Below are 17914 nucleotides of genomic sequence, written 5' to 3' on the forward strand. Positions count from 1 at the left end.
AGCCGTCGCGCGTTGTGCCCGGGGAGACGATGCCTTCCCGACAGGAGTGGTGATGAGCGAGGCCCCCTCGAAGTTGACGATGTACTCGACCACCTGGTGCGGCTACTGCCGGCGCCTCAAGTCGCAGATGGAGCGCGACGGCATCGAGTACGCGGAGGTCGACATCGAGAACACCCCGGGCGCGGCCGAGTTCGTGATGCGCGTCAACGGCGGCAACCAGACGGTCCCGACGGTTCACTTCCCCAACGGCAAGGCACTGACGAACCCCACGTTGGCGCAGGTCAAGGCCGAGCTGGTCCGCCTCCCCGGAAGCTGAGAACCGCGTGGGCCGCGTTGTGGCCGCCGATGCCGCTGACCCCGCCTGCCCGGCGGGCACCGCTGCCGCACAGGAACAGGTTCGGCACGTCGGTCTCGACACCCCAGCCGCCGCCGTCGTCACTGAAGGGCCATGCCAGGTCGCCATGGAAGATGTGGCCGCCGGGCATGGCCAGCTCGTCCTCCAGATCGAGCGGGGTCTTGGCCTCGATGCATGGGCGGCCGTCCTCGTCGGTGGCCACGCAGTCCTCGATCGGTTCTGCCAGGTGGCGGTTCAGGCCGGCCAGGTACCTGGCGCACAGGTCGGCTCGTCTGCCCGCGTTGTCGGCCGCGAAAAGGGCAGCCGGAGCGTGCAGGCCGAACAGGGTCAGCGTGTGCAGTGGACCGTCCACAATGGAGTCGTCGGTCAGCGTGTGGCAGTACATCTCGCCCGGCAGCGGGTCCGGTACCGCACCGGAAACGCTCGCCGCATAAGCGTTTTCGAGCTCCAGATAGGACTCATCGAGATGTAGCGTGCCCGCGAACGCCTGCCTCGGGTCGACGCCGGTGCGCAGCCGGGGCAGGCGGGACAGCATCATGTTGATCTTCAGCTGGGAGCCCTCCGGCTGCGCGGCGGCACGGCCCCGCAACCGGTCCAGCACCGCGGGCGCCACCCCGGACAGCACGTACGACGCGGCCACGGTGCGCTCGGTCCCGTCCGCGACATAGGACACCTCGGCCACGGCACCATCCACGTCCACCCGGGACACGTCCGCGGACGTCCGCAGCACGGCGCCCGCCTCCCGCGCGACTCTGGCCAGCTCGCCGGTCACCGAACCCATGCCGCCGACCGGCACGCGCCACTCGCCGGTGCCGTCACCGATCAGGTGATACAGGAAGCACCGGTTGCCGAGCAGCGACGGCGACCGCAGCGACGTGTGGGTACCGATCAACGCGTCGGTGGCGACCACGCCGCGCACCACGTCGTCGGCGAACGTGTCCTCGATGGCCGTGCCGATCGGCTGCTCGAACACCTGCTCCCACAACTTCTCCCCGGCCGCGCCGGTCACGAGCGACCGGAACGCGGCACGCGAGGGGACCGGTTCGAGCATGGTGGACGCGACGGCCTGGGCCACTGCGGAGAGCGACGAGTACCACGACATCCATCGGGCGAACTCGTCGTCCGAACCGGTGAGCTCCCGGAACGACGCGGCGGTCGCCTCCCCCGGGTCGCGTTCGACCAGCAGCCCGGTCGGGCGACCGTCCCGCTCGACCGGCGTGTACGACGACACGGCACGTGACCGCAAGGCGATCCGCAGTCCGAGGTCACGGACGATCGCGCTGGGCAGGAGGCTCACCAGGTACGAATATCTGGACAACCGCGCGCCGACACCGGGGAACGGGGTCGCGCTGACGGCCGCGCCGCCGACGCGACCGAGCCGTTCGAGCACGAGCACTGACTTTCCGGCACGGGCCAGGTAAGCGGCGGCGACCAGTCCGTTGTGGCCACCACCGACCACCACCACGTCGTAGCGTTCGGTCACCCGATCACGCTACCGGGCTACACCCAGTCTGCGGGCCCGAACCACCCGCCGTGCCGACCGGGACACGGGCTTCGGCTCGTCGCGGGACTCGCGGACCAGCCTGGCGGCGACGGCCTCCTCGGCCTCCCTCTCGAGGTCGGCGTGACGAGCGGCGATGAGCGCCTGTGCGGTGAAGACATCCATGACGATCTCCGTTTCCGGGGCAGGTCGAAGAGAGCCGTCGTCGCACGACGGCTGGATCAGGGGGTTCTCAGTTCTTTTCTGGCGCGACCGTGACGGACAGGAAGAGGTTCACCGGGCGGGCGCCCTCGGGTCGCAGTTCGGGCTTGACGCGCCGGTCCTGGTACTTGTTCATGAGCCCACGCACGACGTCGTGCACCTCCTGGACCTCCGCGACGGTCAGGTAGTCGTTGGAGTTGTCGACACCGAGGACCTCGCGCCACTCCGCCGGTTCGAGGTGGGAGGTCAGGTGCCGTTCCTTGATCTGCGTCAGCGCGTGATCCAGGAACGCACCCGAGGCGGCCTGCGCGGCGCGTGCACCGTCGGCGTCCAGGCCGATGTCACTGATCGTCTGGTGCTGTTCGACCAGCCGCCACGGCTTCTCCCGGCCCTGCCCACCCTCGGCCTGCTCCACGTACTTGTACTTGGCGAGCAGGTTGAGGTGGTACGAGCAGTTGGCGACGCTCTCCCCGGTCTCCTGGGCGCACTGGGTCGCGGTGGCCGTGTACTCGCGACCGATGATCTCCAGCAGCTTCCACCGCACGGGGTGGGCGAGCGCGCGGAGCGCCTTGGGATCGGTGATGTTGACACGTTCGTCGGCCATGCTTAACAAGGTATCTTGCTAAGCACTTCTTTAGCAAGAACTCTTTCTAAAGACTTCTTGCCATGGCGAGTGTAGGCTGTATACATGGGACGAGTGACCGTGCGGCGCCCGATTTTGCACGTCTCCGAGAAGGGCATCAGGCGACGTCAGGACGCGCTGGCGGCCGAGGAGCCGCTGGAGCTGCGGGTTGGCGGCAAGGCCCTCGCGGTGACCATGCGTACCCCCGGCCACGACGTGGAGCTGGCCCACGGCTTCCTGCTGACCGAGGGTGTGATCGGTGCGGCCGAGGACATCAGCACCGCCCGCTACTGCGACGGCGTCGACGACCAGGGCCGCAACACCTACAACGTGCTGGACGTGGCGCTGGCGCCGGGGGTCGAGCCGCCCGACACCGGGGTGGAGCGCAACTTCTACACGACATCGTCATGCGGCGTGTGCGGCAAGGCCGCGCTGGACGCGGTGAAGCTGAAGACCCGCTTCTCCCCCGCCGGTGACGCCTGCCGGGTGACACCGGAGACGCTGGCGACCTTTCCCGGCCAGTTGCGCGAGCAGCAGCGGGTGTTCGAGTCGACCGGCGGGCTGCACGCGGCTGGCATCTTCACGACCGACGGCGACCTGCTCGTGGTGCGCGAGGACGTGGGCAGGCACAACGCGGTCGACAAGGCGACGGGCTGGGCCGTGCTGAACGACCGGATCCCGCTGGGCGGCACGGTGCTGATGGTGTCGGGCAGGGCGAGCTTCGAGCTGGTGCAGAAGGCCGCGATGGCGGGTGTCCCGGTCCTGGCCGCGGTGTCGGCGCCCTCGTCGCTGGCGGCCGAGCTGGCGGACGAACAGGGCATCACGCTGGTCGGCTTCCTGCGCGGCACCAGCATGAACGTCTACACCCACCCCGAGCGCATCACTGGTTCGTGACCATCCGGGTGTGCCGGTCGGCGACCCAGTCCCGCACGGCGGGCCACGGCCCGTAGCCTGCACGCCCGTCCAGGTGCGCACCACCGGGAATGATGTCGAGGTCGACCTTCAACGCGGACGCCATGTCGACGGCCTCGTCGACCGAGCACGCGACGTCATCGTCCCCCACCACCAGCTGCGTCCACCCGGCCGCGAACCGCACCCCTGCTGGGTCGAGCGGCGCAGGCGTGAACCCGTGCACGTCGGGGTGGCGCCACCGCGGCCCTGGCGGTGACACCAGCAGCGCACGGTCGAACCGCAACGGGTGGTGGTCGTTGTCGATCAGCTGGGCGGCGTGGTGCAGCCACAGGGTCGCGCCGCAGGAGTGGGCGAGCACGATCCGCTCGTCGTCGGCGGGTACGGCCTCGAGGTGGTGCCGCAACTCGGCGAGCCAGAGATCCAGCCGAGGCCGGTCCGGCTCGGACAACTGCGGCACCTCGACCACGCACCCGGTCTCGGCGAGTTCGTGGGCGAGCCAGCTCTGCCAGTGCGGGGGCGCGGCGCCCATGGGCCCGTGGAGCAGCAGAACGTACGGCATGCCGTCATCCTCGCATCGTCAGGGCAGACCATGCCCGATCGGCACAACCTCCCCTGGCCCCGACCAGGGACGAATCAGGCAGACTTCTCGCGGCGCTCACGCCGCGAAGGCTGCCGGGCGACGATCGTCGGGTTCACGTTCTCGCGGACCGTCTGCTCGGTGATGACCACCTTGGCGACGTCAGACCGCGAGGGAATGTCGTACATGACGGTCTGAAGCACCTCCTCCATGATGGCCCGGAGCCCACGAGCGCCGGTCCCCCGGAGGATTGCCTGGTCGGCGATGGCCTCGAGCGCGGCGTCGGTGAACTCCAGCTCGACGCCGTCCATCTCGAACAGCTTCTGGTACTGCTTGACCAGCGCGTTCCTCGGCGCGGTGAGGATCTGGACCAGCGAGGTCTTGTCGAGGTTGGTGACGGAGGCGACGACCGGCAGACGCCCGATGAACTCGGGGATCAGGCCGAACTTGATCAGGTCTTCCGGCATGGTGTCGGAGAAGAAGTCGGCGTTGTCGAAATCGGCCTTCGACCGGATCTCGGCGCCGAAGCCAAGGCCACGCTTGCCGACCCGGTCCTGGACGATCTTCTCGAGCCCCGCGAACGCACCAGCCACGATGAACAACACGTTCGTGGTGTCGATCTGGATGAACTCCTGGTGCGGGTGCTTGCGACCACCCTGCGGCGGCACCGAGGCGGTGGTGCCCTCCAGGATCTTCAGCAGCGCCTGCTGCACGCCCTCACCGGAGACATCCCTGGTGATGGACGGGTTCTCCGACTTGCGGGCGATCTTGTCGACCTCGTCGATGTAGATGATGCCGGTCTCGGCACGCTTCACGTCGTAGTCGGCGGCCTGGATCAGCTTCAGGAGGATGTTCTCGACGTCCTCGCCGACATAGCCTGCCTCGGTCAGCGCGGTCGCGTCGGCGATGGCGAACGGCACGTTCAGCAGCTTCGCGAGCGTCTGCGCCAGGTACGTCTTGCCGCAGCCCGTCGGGCCGAGCAGCAGGATGTTGGACTTGGTGAGCTCGACGGTCTCTTCGCGGGCCTCGCGGCCCTCCCGGGTCTCCGGCCGGGCGCGGTCACCGGCCTGGATGCGCTTGTAGTGGTTGTAGACGGCCACGGCCAGCGTGCGCTTGGCGTCGTCCTGGCCGATCACGTACTGGTCGAGGAACTCGTCGATCTCGGCGGGCTTGGGCAGTTCATCGAGCTTGACGTCGCCGGCCTCGGCCAGCTCTTCCTCAATGATCTCGTTGCAGAGGTCGATGCACTCGTCACAGATGTACACGCCGGGGCCGGCGATGAGTTTCTTCACCTGCTTTTGACTCTTTCCACAGAAAGAGCACTTCAGCAGGTCTCCGCCGTCGCCGATACGCGCCATGACCGCTGACCTCTGTCCCCTCCGACGTACCCCGGGGAGCACGCCTGGATCTCTGGCCTTGTACGGGCCCTCGAGTGAGAGTGTCGCGCACTCCACTCCAGGCCCGGTCGTGCCTGTTGCCTTCGACGGTACCTGCCAACCCCCACTCAATGGGAGAACCTGACCGCCGAGTTGTCGGATTCGGCCGATCAGGTGGCCCCGGGGGAAAATACGGTCCGGAGCCACCTGTCAGCAGAATCAGGGCCGGTTCGCCGACAACTTCCGATAGGCGAGAACCTCGTCGACGATGCCGTAGTCCTTGGCCTCGTCGGCGGTCAGGATCTTGTCCCGCTCGATGTCCTTGCGGATCTGGTCGGCATCCCGATTGGTGTGCCTGGACAGCGTCGACTCCATCAGGCGCCGGACACGCTGGATCTCGTTGGCCTGGATCTCCAGGTCGGAGACCTGCCCGTAGACACCCTCCATGGCCGGCTGGTGGATCAGCACGCGGGCGTTGGGCAGCGCGAACCGCTTGCCCGGGGTGCCCGCGGACAGCAGTACCGCCGCCGCCGACGCCGCCTGGCCGAGGCAGAACGTCTGGATGTCCGGCCGCGCGAACTGCATGGTGTCGTAGATCGCCATCAGCGACGTGAACGAGCCACCGGGCGAGTTGATGTACATGGTGATGTCGCGGTCGGGGTCGACCGACTCCAGGTACAGCAGCTGCGCCATCACGTCGTTGGCCGACGCGTCGTCGATCTGCACGCCGACGAAGATGATCCGCTCTTCGAACAGCTTGTTGTACGGGTTGGACTCCTTGACCCCGTAGCTCGTGCGCTCGACGAACGACGGCAGCACGTACCGGGACTGTGGAGAGTATGGATTGCTCACGGTTTCGTTCTCCTCAGGTCTCGACCCGCGTCAGCTGCCGCTGCCGTTGGGGGTCTGCTGGCTCGCGCGGTTGACCACCTGGTCGATGAAGCCGTACTCGAGGGCTTCCTTGGCGGTGAACCAGCGGTCGCGGTCGGCGTCCTGGGTGACCTGCTCGACGGTCTGCCCGGTCTGCTCGGCGGTCAGCTCCGCCATCTCACGCTTCCACTTGTTGAGCACCTCGGCCCGGATCGCGATGTCGGAGGCCGTGCCGCCGACACCACCGGAGGGCTGGTGCATCATGATCCGCGCGTGCGGCAGGGCGTAGCGCTTGCCGGGCTGGCCTGCGCTGAGGAGGAACTGCCCCATGGAGGCCGCCATGCCCATCGCCCACGTCTGGACGTCCGGCTCGATGAGCATCATCGTGTCGTAGATCGCCATGCCCGCCGAGACGGAACCGCCCGGCGAGTTGATGTAGAAGACGATGTCCTTCTCGGCGTCCTCAGCGGCGAGCAGCAGCAGCTGCGCCGTGATCCGGTTCGCGATCTCGTCGTCGACCTCGGAACCGAGGAACACGATGCGCTCACGGAGCAGTCGCTCATACACCGAGTCGTTCAGGGTGAGCCCTGCGGTGCCCGACCGCATGTCGGGCGTCTGCCGTGGATGCGTCACGTCTGCCTGCCTTCTCCGCTCTGGTTGCGAGGTTGATCTGGTGTCACGTCCGACATTAACGAAGCCGGGCGGTATCGAATGCCCGACACCGCCCGAGTTCGCTCAGAGCGTCACTTGCTCTCGGCATCCTCTACCGGCGCATCAGCGGCGGCCTCGGCCGACTCGACCGGCGCCGCCTCGCGAGGACCGAACAGCTCCTCGAGGTCGACGGCGTTGCCGCTCGCGTCGGTCACCGTCGCCAGGCGCACGACCGAGGCCAGCGCCTTGCCGCGGCGCACGTCCGCGAAGATCGCGCCGAGCTGGCCGGACTGCTGCGCACGCTGCACGTACTCGTCCGGGCTGACGCCGAACCGCTGCGCCTGGTAGATGATCCGCTCGGTCAGCTCGTTGTCGTCGACGTTCACGTTCTCGGCGTCGGCGATCGAGTCAAGGACCAGCTGGGTCCTGACGGCCTTCTCGGCCTCTTCCTGCACGTCGTTGTTGAACTCGTCCAGGGTGCGGCCCTGAGAGGTGAGGAACTCCTCGAACTTGGCCTCGTCGTGGTCGAACGTGTGGACCGCGTCGTGCTTGCGGGCCTCGACCTCGGACTCCACGACCTTCTCCGGCAGCGGCACCTCGGTGACCTCGAGCAGCGCCTCGAGGACCTTGTCGCGAGCCTGGACGCCCTGCTGCATCTTCTTGACGCGGGTCAGGCGCTCACGCAGGTCGGCCTTCAGCTCGTCGATCGTGTCGAACTCGGAAGCCAGCTGGGCGAACTCGTCGTCCGGCTCTGGCAGCTCACGGACCTTGACCGTGTTCACGGTCACGGTGACCTCGGCGTCGCGCCCGGCGAACTCGCCGGCCACCAGCTTCGTCGTGAACGTCCTCGACTCGCCAGCGGCCGCGCCGATGATGGCCTCGTCGATGCCCTCGATCATCTCGCCGGAGCCGACCTCGTAGGACAGGCCGCTGGTCTTGGCCTCCTCGACCTCCTGGCCGTCCACGGTCGCGGCGAGGTCGATGGAGACGAAGTCGCCGTTCTCCGCGGCACGCTCGACGCCCGCCAGCGTGCCGAAGCGGGCACGCAGCTCGTCGAGCTGCTCGCCGACCTCGTCGTCGGTCAGCTCCAGGTCGTCCACCGTGACCGACAGCTCACCGAACGCCGGGATCGTGATGTCCGGGCGGATGTCGACCTCGGCCGTGAACGCGATGTGGTCGCCGTCCTCCAGCTTCGTGACCTCGATGTTGGGCTGGCCCAGCGTCCGGACCTCGCCCTCGGTGATCGCCTCCATGTACTTGGCCGGAATGGCCTCGTTGACGACCTCGTCGAGGATCGGCGCACGGCCGATCCGCGACTCGATGACCCGGGCGGGTGCCTTGCCGGGACGGAAGCCGGGGATGCGGACCTGCGAAGCGAGCTTCTTGTACGCGCGGTCGAAGTTCGGCTTGAGCTCGTCGAACGGCACCTCGACGTTGATCCGGACCCGCGTCGGGCTCAGGTGCTCGACGGTGCTCTTCAACGTGATCTCTCCTGGGTAGCTGGGTTGACCGGTTTGGGCTCTCGCGAGTGTATGGAACCCACGGCCAGGCGAGGTGGGCGGGTGCCGACCTGCTGGTCTTCGAACATCTGCAGGCCGGCCCGTCAGGGTCGGGATGACAGGATTTGAACCTGCGACCCTTCGCTCCCAAAGCGAATGCGCTACCAAGCTGCGCCACATCCCGGCGGTCCCTCACCAGGGACACCCGCCACAGCTTAACGTGGCACGCTAGGCTGTCCTCGCACCGCCACCGGTTGCGGTGCACGCGGGTGTAGCTCAATGGCAGAGCCCCAGCCTTCCAAGCTGGTCATGCGGGTTCGATTCCCGTCACCCGCTCCACACCCGAAAGCCCCAGGTCACGCCTGCATTTCTGCGTGACCTGGGGCTTTCGGGTTGAGCCCGTAGAGGGTTGTCATGCCAGATTCGTGCCAGATGGGCCGAGACTGGGCTATGTCCTACTGCTCATCGTGACCAGTTGGACGCTTGTCGTCCGCCTCCTGTGCGGCCTCGCGCGCAGTGCGGATCAGGGCGTCCAGGGCCGCAGCGATCTCGTGGTCCCGCTTGCTCGTGGCGTGCTGGTAGATCAGCGCCGCGCGGGTGCTGGCGTGCCCGATCCGCGACATGATCTCTTTGAGGGTGGCCCCGGTCTGCGCCGTGAGCGTCGCGCCTGCGTGCCGGAGGTCGTGCAAGTGCAACTCGGGGTTGGCCCCTGCCGCCTTGACTGCCGCCTTCCAGACGCCGTTGAAGTTGTTCCGCCGTGGTGTGGCCCCCATCGGCCCCCGGAACAACCGGCCGTCCGGTCCGGGGTCGGTGAACCCGCTCGCGGCGAGGTGCTGTCGCAGGTCCGGCAGGATCGCAGCGGGCAGCGCCACCGAACGGCGTCCGGCGTCGGACTTGGGTCCCTTGACCTTCTGCTCTCCGGTGTCGAGCTGTGCGATGGCGCGGTCCACCCGGAGGGTCGGCGTGCCATCGTCGATCAGCTCACCAGGGGCAGCCCCCTCGGCGATCTCCTCCGACGTCGGCTTCCGTCGCTTCGGCAAGTTCAGGTCACTGCGACGCAACCCCACGAGTTCACCGAACCGCAGTTGCGCGAACGCCGCCAGGAGAACGAGCAACCGATAGCGCGGCTGGATGTTCTCAGCGATCGCGAACACCTCCTCCATCGTGGCGGTTGGCCGTTCTGGCGCTGATTCCTGACCAGCCCCCTTGATGCGGCACGGATTCTTGCGGATCACCTCGTCATCCACGGCGGTGTTGAGAACGGTGCGCAGGAACCGGTAGCACTTCGCCACTGTCGACGCGCCCGTCCCGGCATCCAGCAGATCCTTACGCCACGTTCGAATACGCGGAGCGGCGAGTTCGACAAGCATCTTTCCCCCGAGGTGGGGAGAAATGTGGTTGTGCAAGTAGCCGTTGTACAGCTCTCGGGTCCTATCCCCCAGGTCCCGCTCGCTGATCCACTTCTCCGCGTATTCCTTGAGACTGATTTTCCCGGCATCCGGGTCAATCCAGTCACCGCGCCGCAGGTCGGCTTCCATGTCCACCAAGTACTCATTGGCAGCCGTCTGGGTTGGGAACGTTTCCGGTGCCGACCTCAACATTCCATCCGGCCCCGGGTACCGCGCCTGAAAACGACCAGAGGGCAACTTGCGGACGCTGCCAAACCTGCGCTTGCGACCCTTGTTGTTACCGCCCATCAGGCAACCCGCCTTCCCCGCACCGGAACCGTCTGCGCAGCGATGAACGCAGCCAACACACTCTCGGCAATGCGCACGTGCCTGCCGATGTGCACGAACTCGATTCGCCGTTCCTCGATAAGACGCCGTGGGAAACGCTCAGACGTTCCCAATATCGCGGCCACTTGCTTGACTGACAGAAGACTGTCCTCGATCAGTGCTCCCATGAGTCCCCCTCGTTGTCGCTGTTCTGGTCGTCGGAGAGGTATCGGCTCCATGCGTCGGCGAGTCCTTCTTGGTTCTTGGTGGGTTGGGTGACGTATCCCTTGGTGATTTGGCCGCCGATTCGGATAGGGCCGGGGGCGACGCGGTAGAGGGCCAGTTCCCGCGCCAGTCGTCGCGCGTCGATGGGACGCCCGGGGCCGTTGATGTCGCCCCAGGGGGCTTCGTCGAGGTCGGCGAGTGCGGCGAGGATGTCGACGGTGGCGAGTCGGTCGGTGTTGCGGTCGGTGAAGATGGTGCGGAGGTCGGCGAGGAGCCGGACGCCGGTGGTGACGGGGACCTGCTCGGCTTCCTGCACGAAGTGGGCGCACGCTTTCCGTGCGGTGGTCGGCCAGTGGCCCCCGGCCGCGTCTGCGATGGCGAGAAGCGGTTCCCAGATTTCGCGGGACCGGTTGGCGACACCGGGCGGCATCGTCGGCTCTGCCTCGCCGACCGATTCGGCGACGCTGCCGATCCACTCGGAGAGCCCGTCGCGGAGGGGTTCTGCGTCGCGCTGGACGACGCGCTCCCGGAACTCTTCGGCCTTCTCGGTGCGCTTCTTGCGTCGCATGTGGATGGTGATGGCGCGGGTGGTGATGGTGGGCGGCATGCCTCCCGCAAGTCCGACCAGCGCCACCGGCGAATAGACGGGGAACCGCTGGACGCTGTGGCTGTCGCCGACACAGCGGGCGACGGAAGCGGTGCGCTTGTATCCGGCGTTGAGCATGGCGCGGAGGTCTTCGTTGGTGCCGCCGTTGCTGGTGAAGATGGCGTCCACTTCGTCCCACAGCAGCGATATAGGGCCGTTGTTGGCGACCATGCGGAACACGGCCGGTGTGGACGCGTTGAGCACCATCTCCGGCTTGGCGACCAGGTACTGACCGACCTCGATGACCAGCGTCTTGCCGCTGCCCGGTTCGGCGCTGGAGATGACCAGGCGGGGGGTGACGTAGAAGTGTTCTGCGGCGTGGGTGTGGGCGTACCAGAGCGCGAGCATGGGGGCGCAGTGCTCGTTGGGGAACACGATGAACCGGGACACGAAGCCGGTAATGGCGTCGAGCAGCGCGGCCCCGGTCAGGTGCTGTGGTTCGACGATGCGAAGCGGGGTGCTCATGCCGTCCTCCGGGAGTGGGTGAGGAAGTCGCGGAACTTCGGTGCGGGGTGGGACTCGCGGTAGAGCGCCAGCTCGGTCGGGTAGCCGCCGGTGGCCTGCTCGGCCGCTTCGCGCCAGCTCTCCGTGAGTGACCGGTAGGTGTGCACCAGCTCGGCGTGTTCACGTGAGCAGGGGTGCGGTCGGCAGGGGCTCAGGGCACGCGGGATGGTGGTCATGCTGGTGTCCTTTCCTGGCGGCGTTCGCGGTAGGCGGCTTGGCGGCAGGCTTGGGAGCAGTAGCGGGGCCATCTGCCGGTGGTCGGCCGGGGCGGCAAGGGGATGCCGCAGCGGCAGTGCCGGTGACGACTTACGGGTTCGTGCCGGCGGCTTTCGTCACCGTCCTGTGTGGTCGTGCTGACGGAAGCCACCAGGTCGCTTCCGTCACGCGGCGGCGACGACGGAAGACCCGCGGCCGGTGACGGAAGCCCCGCGGCAGCAAGGTTTCGTGGCCGGTGGGTGAGCACCTGCAACCCGAGCCAGAAGGTGTAGGCGGGTGGGATGGCTTGGGTGAGTGCGGGCCAGGGCATCCAGTCGATGCCCATCGCGGCGCGGGCCTGCTCGGTGCTGTGCCGTGACGGTTCCCCATCGACGTCGACGGGGTTTCGTCGCGAGCCGCGTTGGCCGTAGGAGCCGTAGACGGGCACGGCTGGTTCGGGCCGGTCGTGCCAGCACGGCGTGCCGTGCAACGGCAGGTTGGACTCGAACAGCCGGTGGCGCCGTACCCCGAGCCGCAGCGTCTCCCCGCACACCGTCACCGGGTCGTGCAGGGGTGCGCCGGGCACGTTCTCGATGACGTAGGCCCACGGCCCACCCGGCGTGGCGACGGCTTCGATGAGCCGTTGCCGGATCGGGTCGACGAGGTCGGGGTGCAGGTGCCGCCGATCTTCCGGGGTGGCGACGCTGTAGCGCGGGCACGGCGGCGATGCGGCGATCACCTCGAACCCGGACAGGTCCACGGTCAACGCGTCCGCACAGATGAACTCGAACGGGTAGTCCGGCTGGGGCTCGATGTCCACACCGGTCACGTCGAACCCGGCCGCGTGGAAGCCAGCGGACGCGCCCCCGGCCTTGCAGCACAGGTCCAGCAAGCGGGGTCGCCGGTTCATGCCGCCACCCGCCTCGGACGTGCCGCGCCCCCACGCATCCCAGACGTGATGGTCAGGTGGGCTTGGCGCTCGCTGTAGGCACCGGCCGCGATGTGCCCGGCAGCGGCAGCGATGAGGGTGGCGCGCACGTCCTGTTCGGACAGTGCTCCTCCGGCGACGAGCTGCCCGAGCGCGTAGGCCGCGTGGTACAGCGCCCAGTTCCGTTCCGACGTGGCGGACGTGACGCGTTCGGTCTCTCCGTCCAGAGCGGCCTGAAGGAACGCGGCACGGCGGCCGTGGAGGCGCGCAACCGGCTTGGCCGGTGCTTTAGGTGGCGGCAGTGGCGTCAGGCGCTCACAGAGCCACTCAGGCAACAACAGTGGAGCGGCGTCGTTGACGATCTCGTAAGTCCGTCCGTCCACAACGGACCCCGGAGCGACGACGTGCCCACCCCACGCGCGGGTGTCCACCTTCCACCCCAACCCACGGCCCCGGTCACCACCGGTGTTGCGGAGCTGAACCCCTTGCGGGGCCACGAAATACAGGTGCGTGCCGCCGCTCGGGGTGCGGACGGTGAAGGTGTCCCACGGCACCGGGTGCCCGGCCTGCTCGCAGACCGCGACGAACACATCCAACCCCTCGTTGACACCGGGCAGGTTCCACGCGTCCGGGCGCGGCTTGTCGTCGGGCTTGGGCACGTCGAGGTCGACGACGAGGAGTCCGGAGGGGCCGGTGGCGACGGCGACGTTCCACCGCTTGGTGCGCCAGGTGGTCAGGTCCCGGTCGGTGAGCGTGGCGACCGCACGCTGTTCGGGTGTGCGGTGCCCGTCGCGGCAGTCCCCGGTCCGGGGGCACCGTGCCTCGCCGTGGATCGCGGGTTCCTTGCTGCCCGCCCGGAGCGGGAACACATGCCACCCGCGTCCGGTCGCGGTGACCGCGACGGCGGCCAGGTCGATTCCAGTCATGACGGCTTCTCCTCTCGGTTTCAGCGGCGGCGTGCGGCGCGGATGTGGTTGAGGAAGCGGCGTCCGGCGCGTAGGCGGGTGCCGGTGCTCTGGCAGTGGCGGCACCGGAGGTAGTGGCGTTCGCTGGTGTGGCGGCAGCGGGTGAAGGGGAAGAGCCAGCAGGTGGTGAGGTAGCCAGCGGCGATGACCACCAGGACCAGGACGGCGACGCTGATCAGCCCGGCGAGACTGTGACTGTGGGTAGCGGCGTCTGGGGTGGCGGTAGCGGGGTGGATAGACATGGGTGTCCCTTGGGAGGCTGTTTTTGGGCAGGAGGTGCCAGGGCCGCTACTCGCTACCTGCGGAAATAGGGCCTGGTGAGTGTGGTTGTGGCGGGTAGCGGGGTGGGGTAGCGGTGCCGCTACCGGTAGCGCGGGTGCCGCTACCCCACCGGTCCGTCAGGACCCTCCGCCACGGTTACGCTGTGTCGCTACCTGGTGGTGGTGTCGCGTCGGGCGCGGGCGGCCTGGATGTCGTCGAGCTTGGCTCCCTTGAGGACGGAGCCGTCCCACTTGACGTTCCCGCTCGTGACTCCGAGCGCGCGGAGCTGTGCGCTGATCGCGTCGCCGGTCAGGTCTCCGTAGTGCTCCGGCGCGGACTCCAGCATCCGTCCGGCGAGGATCGACCAGGGCAGCGCACGGGACGTGCCGAACACGGCGGCTGCGTCGGCGAGCACGTCCCGCACCTCACGCGCGATGTCCTCGCCCACGGCCTGCCCGGTCAGGGTGCCGACCCGCTCGCGGTGCGCGCGGGCGGCGACCAGGATCTTCTCGGCATCGGGGTGGTCGGCCAGGAAGGTCCGCACGGTGGGGGTGTGGTCGGACTGGCCGTAGAGCAGGCCAACGCCGAGGTACTCCTTGCCCACGGGCAGCGCGGACGCGTCGAACCCCTCGGCGTAGGCGTCCCCACCCAACACCGCCTCGCTGACCAGTCGGTTTCCGCACTTCAGGGCGAACCGCACGGCGTGGTTGTCGCGGTACCGGTTGAACAACCGGCCCACGTCACCCGCGCCCACACCGGACGGCTTCTGCGAGCTGGACAGGATGACCACCCCGGCCGACGGGCCGACAGCTTGGATCCGGGCCAGTTTGGCCGCGATGTCCTTGTTGACCGCCTGGTCCTCGGTCTCGAAGTACATCTGAAACTCCTCCATGACCAGCAACAGCACCCGCAGGTCGGGGTAGCGCGGGTCGCGGGCCAGTTCCTCGGTCAGCTTCCCTTCCGGGCACACGGAAACCGGCAGGGTCCCGAGGATCTGATTCACGCGGTCGATGTGGGCGAGGATCTCGTCCAGCACGGCGACCAGGTTGCCGACCGGGTCGTCATCAATGGGGTTGGGGTGGGTGCCGATCACGAACCGGTGCGCCACGAGACGGAACTTCAGCCAGTCCGGCGAGTTCTTCCCGTCGACCACGATCAGCTTGACGTACGGGTCCAGCGCGGCGTGGAGCGCGAGCAGACGCGCGGAGAACGTCTTTCCCTTACGTGGCTGGGCACCCACGAGCACCGACACCCACATCAGCGCCAGCTCGACCAGGTTGCCGCGCTCGTCCAGCCCGAACCGCACCGGCCGCCAGATGCTGCGCGGTTTGCAGTCCACCAGGTCCGTCGTGCCCGCGCGCACGGCGAGCGGGTCACGGTCGGTCACGAACAGCGTGTGCCGACGGCTGGATGTCTTGTCGGGGGTGAGGAACACCTGGTTCACGTGCACGTCCAACCCGGACGCGATCTTCTCCCGAACGTTCATGACATCCGACCAGCCCTTGCCGTACGGGAGATCGATGACCACCTGCGACCCGATGTTCTTCGCGTCCCGCGACATCGGGGACCCGAACTGCACGTGCTGCTCGGGCTTGTTCGGGTCACCCAGCTTCGCGGCGTAGTAGGCACGGAGCACGATGTCCGCGTTCAGCTTCCGGAACCTCGGGGCGACCACGGCGGTGCCGATCAGGCTGTGCCCGGCCGGGCGGCCGTGGTGCGCGAACGCACCCACCACACCAGCACCCGCCAGCATCAGCAGCCCCGTGGGCAGCAGCGACACGGCGACCGGTCCCCCGATCCCCAACGCCAGCGCTTCCAGTCCCATGACCACACCGCGCCAGGCGCGGGTGGCCTTGACCTGCCGGTGCACCCGCTCCCACTCCATCAACTGGTTGGTGCGGGCGGCGTGCTGCTCCATCGCATACGACCCCGGCACCCACCACCACGACAGCTGCTTGCCCGCCACCCGCAGGAAGCCGCGCACCGCGTAGTAGGCGGCTTTCACCAGGTACACCGGAGTACGGACAGCGTGGTACCCGGCGACGTGCGCCGCCCTACCACCCGCACGCTGTGCCGTGGCCTTGAAGTTCGCCGGACGCAGGTGCGGCGGGATGATCGGCCGCCGCGTCCCCTCCGCCACCGCCACCGGCACGACCGGGGTGCCGTCGACCGGCACCGGGTTCGTGGCCGGACGGGACTCGTCCAGCTCGATCTCGTAGGCCGTGGCCGTGGCCCGTTCACGAACAGGGGCCGTCTCGTTCACGGGGGTGTTCGGGTCCGCGTTCACGGCCCCGTTCACCGACCCGTTCACGGCCCCGTTCGCGGGACCGTTCGCGGGACCGTTCGCGGGACCGTTCGCGGACGGCAGCACCGTCCCGTTCACGAACCCGTTCACCGCACCGTTCGTGCCGCCGTTCGGCGTGCCGTTCGTCTCGGTCGTGGTCATCACGCAGCCTCCCTCTGCTCGATGGCGGTCTCGGTGCCAGAGCCGGTCTCGGCACTCGTGTCCGGCGTGTTTGTCGTGTCGGCGGCGTGCTTGTCACCGACCGGCGTCGCGGTGATGCGCGGCGTGGACAGTTCGGCGTTGAGCAAGTTGGACACCACCTGCGAGGTGCCCCGGCTGATGTCCGGCACGACCTCCCGCACCCACGCAGGGGTCACCACGATCCCCGGCCGATGCGCCTCCCGCGCCTGCGCCAGGTACTCCTCACGCGTCGTCCGGCGCGGCTTGCCGGTCGACTTCCGGGCCGTCTTGCGCGGCCGGGACGGCGGACGCTCACCAGACGGAGTTGCGTCACCCGAGGCCGCGGGCATTGCGTCACCAGCCTGCGACGACGGAAGCCCCGCAGTCGGTGACGTTTCCCCCTCGACGACCTGACCATGCCGGCGGTTTCCGTCACCCGCCGCGCGCAGCACCGCCTCAGTGAGCCGGTCCCGCAGGATCGGTCCGGTCTCAGCGGCGAGGTAGACCATGACCGGTGGCACCGAGTGCAGCACGATCCCCGCCACGTCCAGGTGTTGCCAGGAGTGCCAGGTGTTCATCACGTAGGTGGCGAGGAACGCGAACAGTTTGGTGCGTGCCACCCACGGCCCCAACCCCTCCGTGCGCATCCGCACCTGGTAGCGGGCCGTGACCTGCTCGGCGCGGAGCACCGCGACCAGCACCAGCGACACCATCGGGTCCAACAGCCACGCCGCGCACCACGGCAGCGACCCCACGACCGCACCGGCTGCGGCGAAGGTCTGGACGTTGACCATGGTGAACGCCAGGCCCAACAGCAGACCGGTCCACATCAGGCCGTCGACCTGCGCACGCACCTTCTCCGTGCGCAACGCGATCACGTCCGGGTGCGTGGACAGTTCCCGAATCCGCGACGCCTCGGCGGCGTCCTGCGCCAGCTTGTCCGCGCTCGACAGCGGCCGGTGCCGCGCGTCCTGCGGCAATGCTGCGGCGGTCATCGGGACACCGCCACAAGTGCGTCACGCACGATGGTGTTGTGGTCGAACGCCAACGAGTCCGCGCGCAGGTCAACGACCGGCACCCACGACGCGTCGACCGCGTCGTCATCGGCCGTCGGCGCGACCAGGCGCGGCAGGTACCCGGCGTAGGCCACCGAGATCACCCGGCCACGCGGGTCCCGCTCCGGTGCGTCGTACACACCGACCTGCACCATCCGGTCCGGGGCGGTCAGGCCGGTCTCCTCGGTCAGCTCCCGGCGCGCCGCCTGCTCGAACGTCTCCCCGGGGTCGACGTGCCCGCCCGGCAGCGCCCAGCACCCGGCGTACGGGTCCCAGACGCGTTCGATCAGCAGCACGTGCAGGGCGCCGTGCTGGTCGTGGGCGAACAGGACCACGTCCGCCGCGAGCGTGAACGAGGGAATCGGGTTTTCCGGGGCTACCATCGTGTTCTC

At 68.4% G+C, this 17914-nt stretch carries 20 protein-coding genes and 2 tRNA genes; 3 read left to right on the forward strand and 19 right to left on the reverse strand.

Annotation, left to right across the window (positions count from 1 at the left end):
* Nucleotides 1-52 precede the first annotated feature (52 nt).
* Complete coding sequence (locus WBA97_RS32740) at nt 53-316, forward strand: mycoredoxin (RefSeq protein ID WP_424234845.1); 264 nt, start codon at nt 53-55, stop codon at nt 314-316.
* On the opposite strand, the gene WBA97_RS32745 is transcribed toward WBA97_RS32740, so the two are convergent.
* The 3 genes from WBA97_RS32745 to WBA97_RS32755 form a co-directional block, all read right to left on the reverse strand.
* Nucleotides 282-1838, reverse strand: a complete 1557-nt coding sequence (locus WBA97_RS32745) for a phytoene desaturase family protein (protein ID WP_424234846.1) — start codon at nt 1836-1838, stop codon at nt 282-284. The genes WBA97_RS32740 and WBA97_RS32745 overlap by 35 nt on opposite strands.
* A gap of 9 nt (nt 1839-1847) precedes the next feature.
* A complete protein-coding gene (locus WBA97_RS32750) occupies nt 1848-2021 on the reverse strand; it encodes a hypothetical protein (RefSeq protein ID WP_424234847.1) in 174 nt (57 codons plus the stop codon).
* Nucleotides 2022-2088: 67 nt separating this feature from the next.
* Nucleotides 2089-2661, reverse strand: coding sequence for an ArsR/SmtB family transcription factor (locus tag WBA97_RS32755; RefSeq protein ID WP_424234848.1), 573 nt, complete (start codon nt 2659-2661; stop codon nt 2089-2091).
* A gap of 84 nt (nt 2662-2745) precedes the next feature.
* Between WBA97_RS32755 and fdhD the strand changes: the two genes are divergently transcribed.
* Nucleotides 2746-3573, forward strand: coding sequence for a formate dehydrogenase accessory sulfurtransferase FdhD (gene fdhD / locus WBA97_RS32760; protein ID WP_424234849.1), 828 nt, complete (start codon nt 2746-2748; stop codon nt 3571-3573).
* Here the strand turns inward: fdhD and WBA97_RS32765 are convergent.
* The 6 genes from WBA97_RS32765 to WBA97_RS32790 form a co-directional block, all read right to left on the reverse strand.
* Nucleotides 3560-4150, reverse strand: a complete 591-nt coding sequence (locus WBA97_RS32765; protein ID WP_424234850.1) for an RBBP9/YdeN family alpha/beta hydrolase — start codon at nt 4148-4150, stop codon at nt 3560-3562. The genes fdhD and WBA97_RS32765 overlap by 14 nt on opposite strands.
* A gap of 74 nt (nt 4151-4224) precedes the next feature.
* The gene (gene clpX / locus WBA97_RS32770) at nt 4225-5526 is read right to left on the reverse strand and encodes an ATP-dependent Clp protease ATP-binding subunit ClpX (protein WP_424234851.1); all 1302 of its coding nucleotides are present in this window, start codon (nt 5524-5526) and stop codon (nt 4225-4227) included.
* A gap of 237 nt (nt 5527-5763) precedes the next feature.
* A complete protein-coding gene (locus WBA97_RS32775) occupies nt 5764-6396 on the reverse strand; it encodes an ATP-dependent Clp protease proteolytic subunit (RefSeq protein WP_424234852.1) in 633 nt (210 codons plus the stop codon).
* 30 nt (nt 6397-6426) lie between these two features.
* A complete protein-coding gene (locus WBA97_RS32780; RefSeq protein ID WP_424234853.1) occupies nt 6427-7047 on the reverse strand; it encodes an ATP-dependent Clp protease proteolytic subunit in 621 nt (206 codons plus the stop codon).
* 110 nt (nt 7048-7157) lie between these two features.
* A complete protein-coding gene (gene tig / locus WBA97_RS32785) occupies nt 7158-8546 on the reverse strand; it encodes a trigger factor (protein ID WP_424234854.1) in 1389 nt (462 codons plus the stop codon).
* Between the two features lie 128 nt (nt 8547-8674).
* Nucleotides 8675-8748: transfer RNA gene (locus WBA97_RS32790), tRNA-Pro, on the reverse strand.
* Between the two features lie 81 nt (nt 8749-8829).
* Here WBA97_RS32790 and WBA97_RS32795 point away from each other — a divergent pair.
* Nucleotides 8830-8903: transfer RNA gene (locus tag WBA97_RS32795), tRNA-Gly, on the forward strand.
* Nucleotides 8904-9019: 116 nt separating this feature from the next.
* On the opposite strand, the gene WBA97_RS32800 is transcribed toward WBA97_RS32795, so the two are convergent.
* The 10 genes from WBA97_RS32800 to WBA97_RS32845 all read right to left on the reverse strand — a co-directional run.
* The gene (locus WBA97_RS32800) at nt 9020-10102 is read right to left on the reverse strand and encodes a tyrosine-type recombinase/integrase (RefSeq protein ID WP_424234866.1); all 1083 of its coding nucleotides are present in this window, start codon (nt 10100-10102) and stop codon (nt 9020-9022) included.
* A gap of 158 nt (nt 10103-10260) precedes the next feature.
* The gene (locus WBA97_RS32805) at nt 10261-10467 is read right to left on the reverse strand and encodes a helix-turn-helix domain-containing protein (RefSeq protein WP_424234855.1); all 207 of its coding nucleotides are present in this window, start codon (nt 10465-10467) and stop codon (nt 10261-10263) included.
* Complete coding sequence (locus tag WBA97_RS32810) at nt 10455-11615, reverse strand: DUF3631 domain-containing protein (protein ID WP_424234856.1); 1161 nt, start codon at nt 11613-11615, stop codon at nt 10455-10457. The genes WBA97_RS32805 and WBA97_RS32810 overlap by 13 nt, the downstream gene beginning before the upstream one ends.
* A complete protein-coding gene (locus WBA97_RS32815) occupies nt 11612-11830 on the reverse strand; it encodes a hypothetical protein (protein ID WP_424234857.1) in 219 nt (72 codons plus the stop codon). Before WBA97_RS32815 ends, WBA97_RS32810 begins: the two co-directional genes overlap by 4 nt.
* Entirely contained in the window at nt 11827-12759 is a 933-nt protein-coding gene (locus tag WBA97_RS32820; RefSeq protein WP_424234858.1) for a hypothetical protein, read from the reverse strand. The genes WBA97_RS32815 and WBA97_RS32820 overlap by 4 nt, the downstream gene beginning before the upstream one ends.
* Nucleotides 12756-13703 (reverse strand): bifunctional DNA primase/polymerase, encoded by a 948-nt coding sequence (locus WBA97_RS32825; protein ID WP_424234859.1) that lies wholly within the window; start codon nt 13701-13703, stop codon nt 12756-12758. Before WBA97_RS32825 ends, WBA97_RS32820 begins: the two co-directional genes overlap by 4 nt.
* Nucleotides 13704-13723: 20 nt before the next feature.
* Entirely contained in the window at nt 13724-13984 is a 261-nt protein-coding gene (locus WBA97_RS32830) for a hypothetical protein (protein ID WP_424234860.1), read from the reverse strand.
* A 188-nt stretch (nt 13985-14172) separates the two neighbouring features.
* Nucleotides 14173-16449: a hypothetical protein gene (locus WBA97_RS32835; RefSeq protein ID WP_424234861.1), complete on the reverse strand. Its 2277-nt coding sequence runs from the start codon at nt 16447-16449 to the stop codon at nt 14173-14175.
* The gene (locus tag WBA97_RS32840) at nt 16449-17462 is read right to left on the reverse strand and encodes a hypothetical protein (protein ID WP_424234862.1); all 1014 of its coding nucleotides are present in this window, start codon (nt 17460-17462) and stop codon (nt 16449-16451) included. Before WBA97_RS32840 ends, WBA97_RS32835 begins: the two co-directional genes overlap by 1 nt.
* The coding region (locus WBA97_RS32845; RefSeq protein WP_424234863.1) for an NUDIX domain-containing protein at nt 17459-17914 on the reverse strand (456 nt) is incomplete at its 5' end. The genes WBA97_RS32845 and WBA97_RS32840, both read right to left, overlap by 4 nt.

Origin of the sequence: Actinophytocola sp., assembly GCF_049647105.1 — a bacterium.
Lineage (GTDB): Bacteria > Actinomycetota > Actinomycetes > Mycobacteriales > Pseudonocardiaceae > Actinophytocola.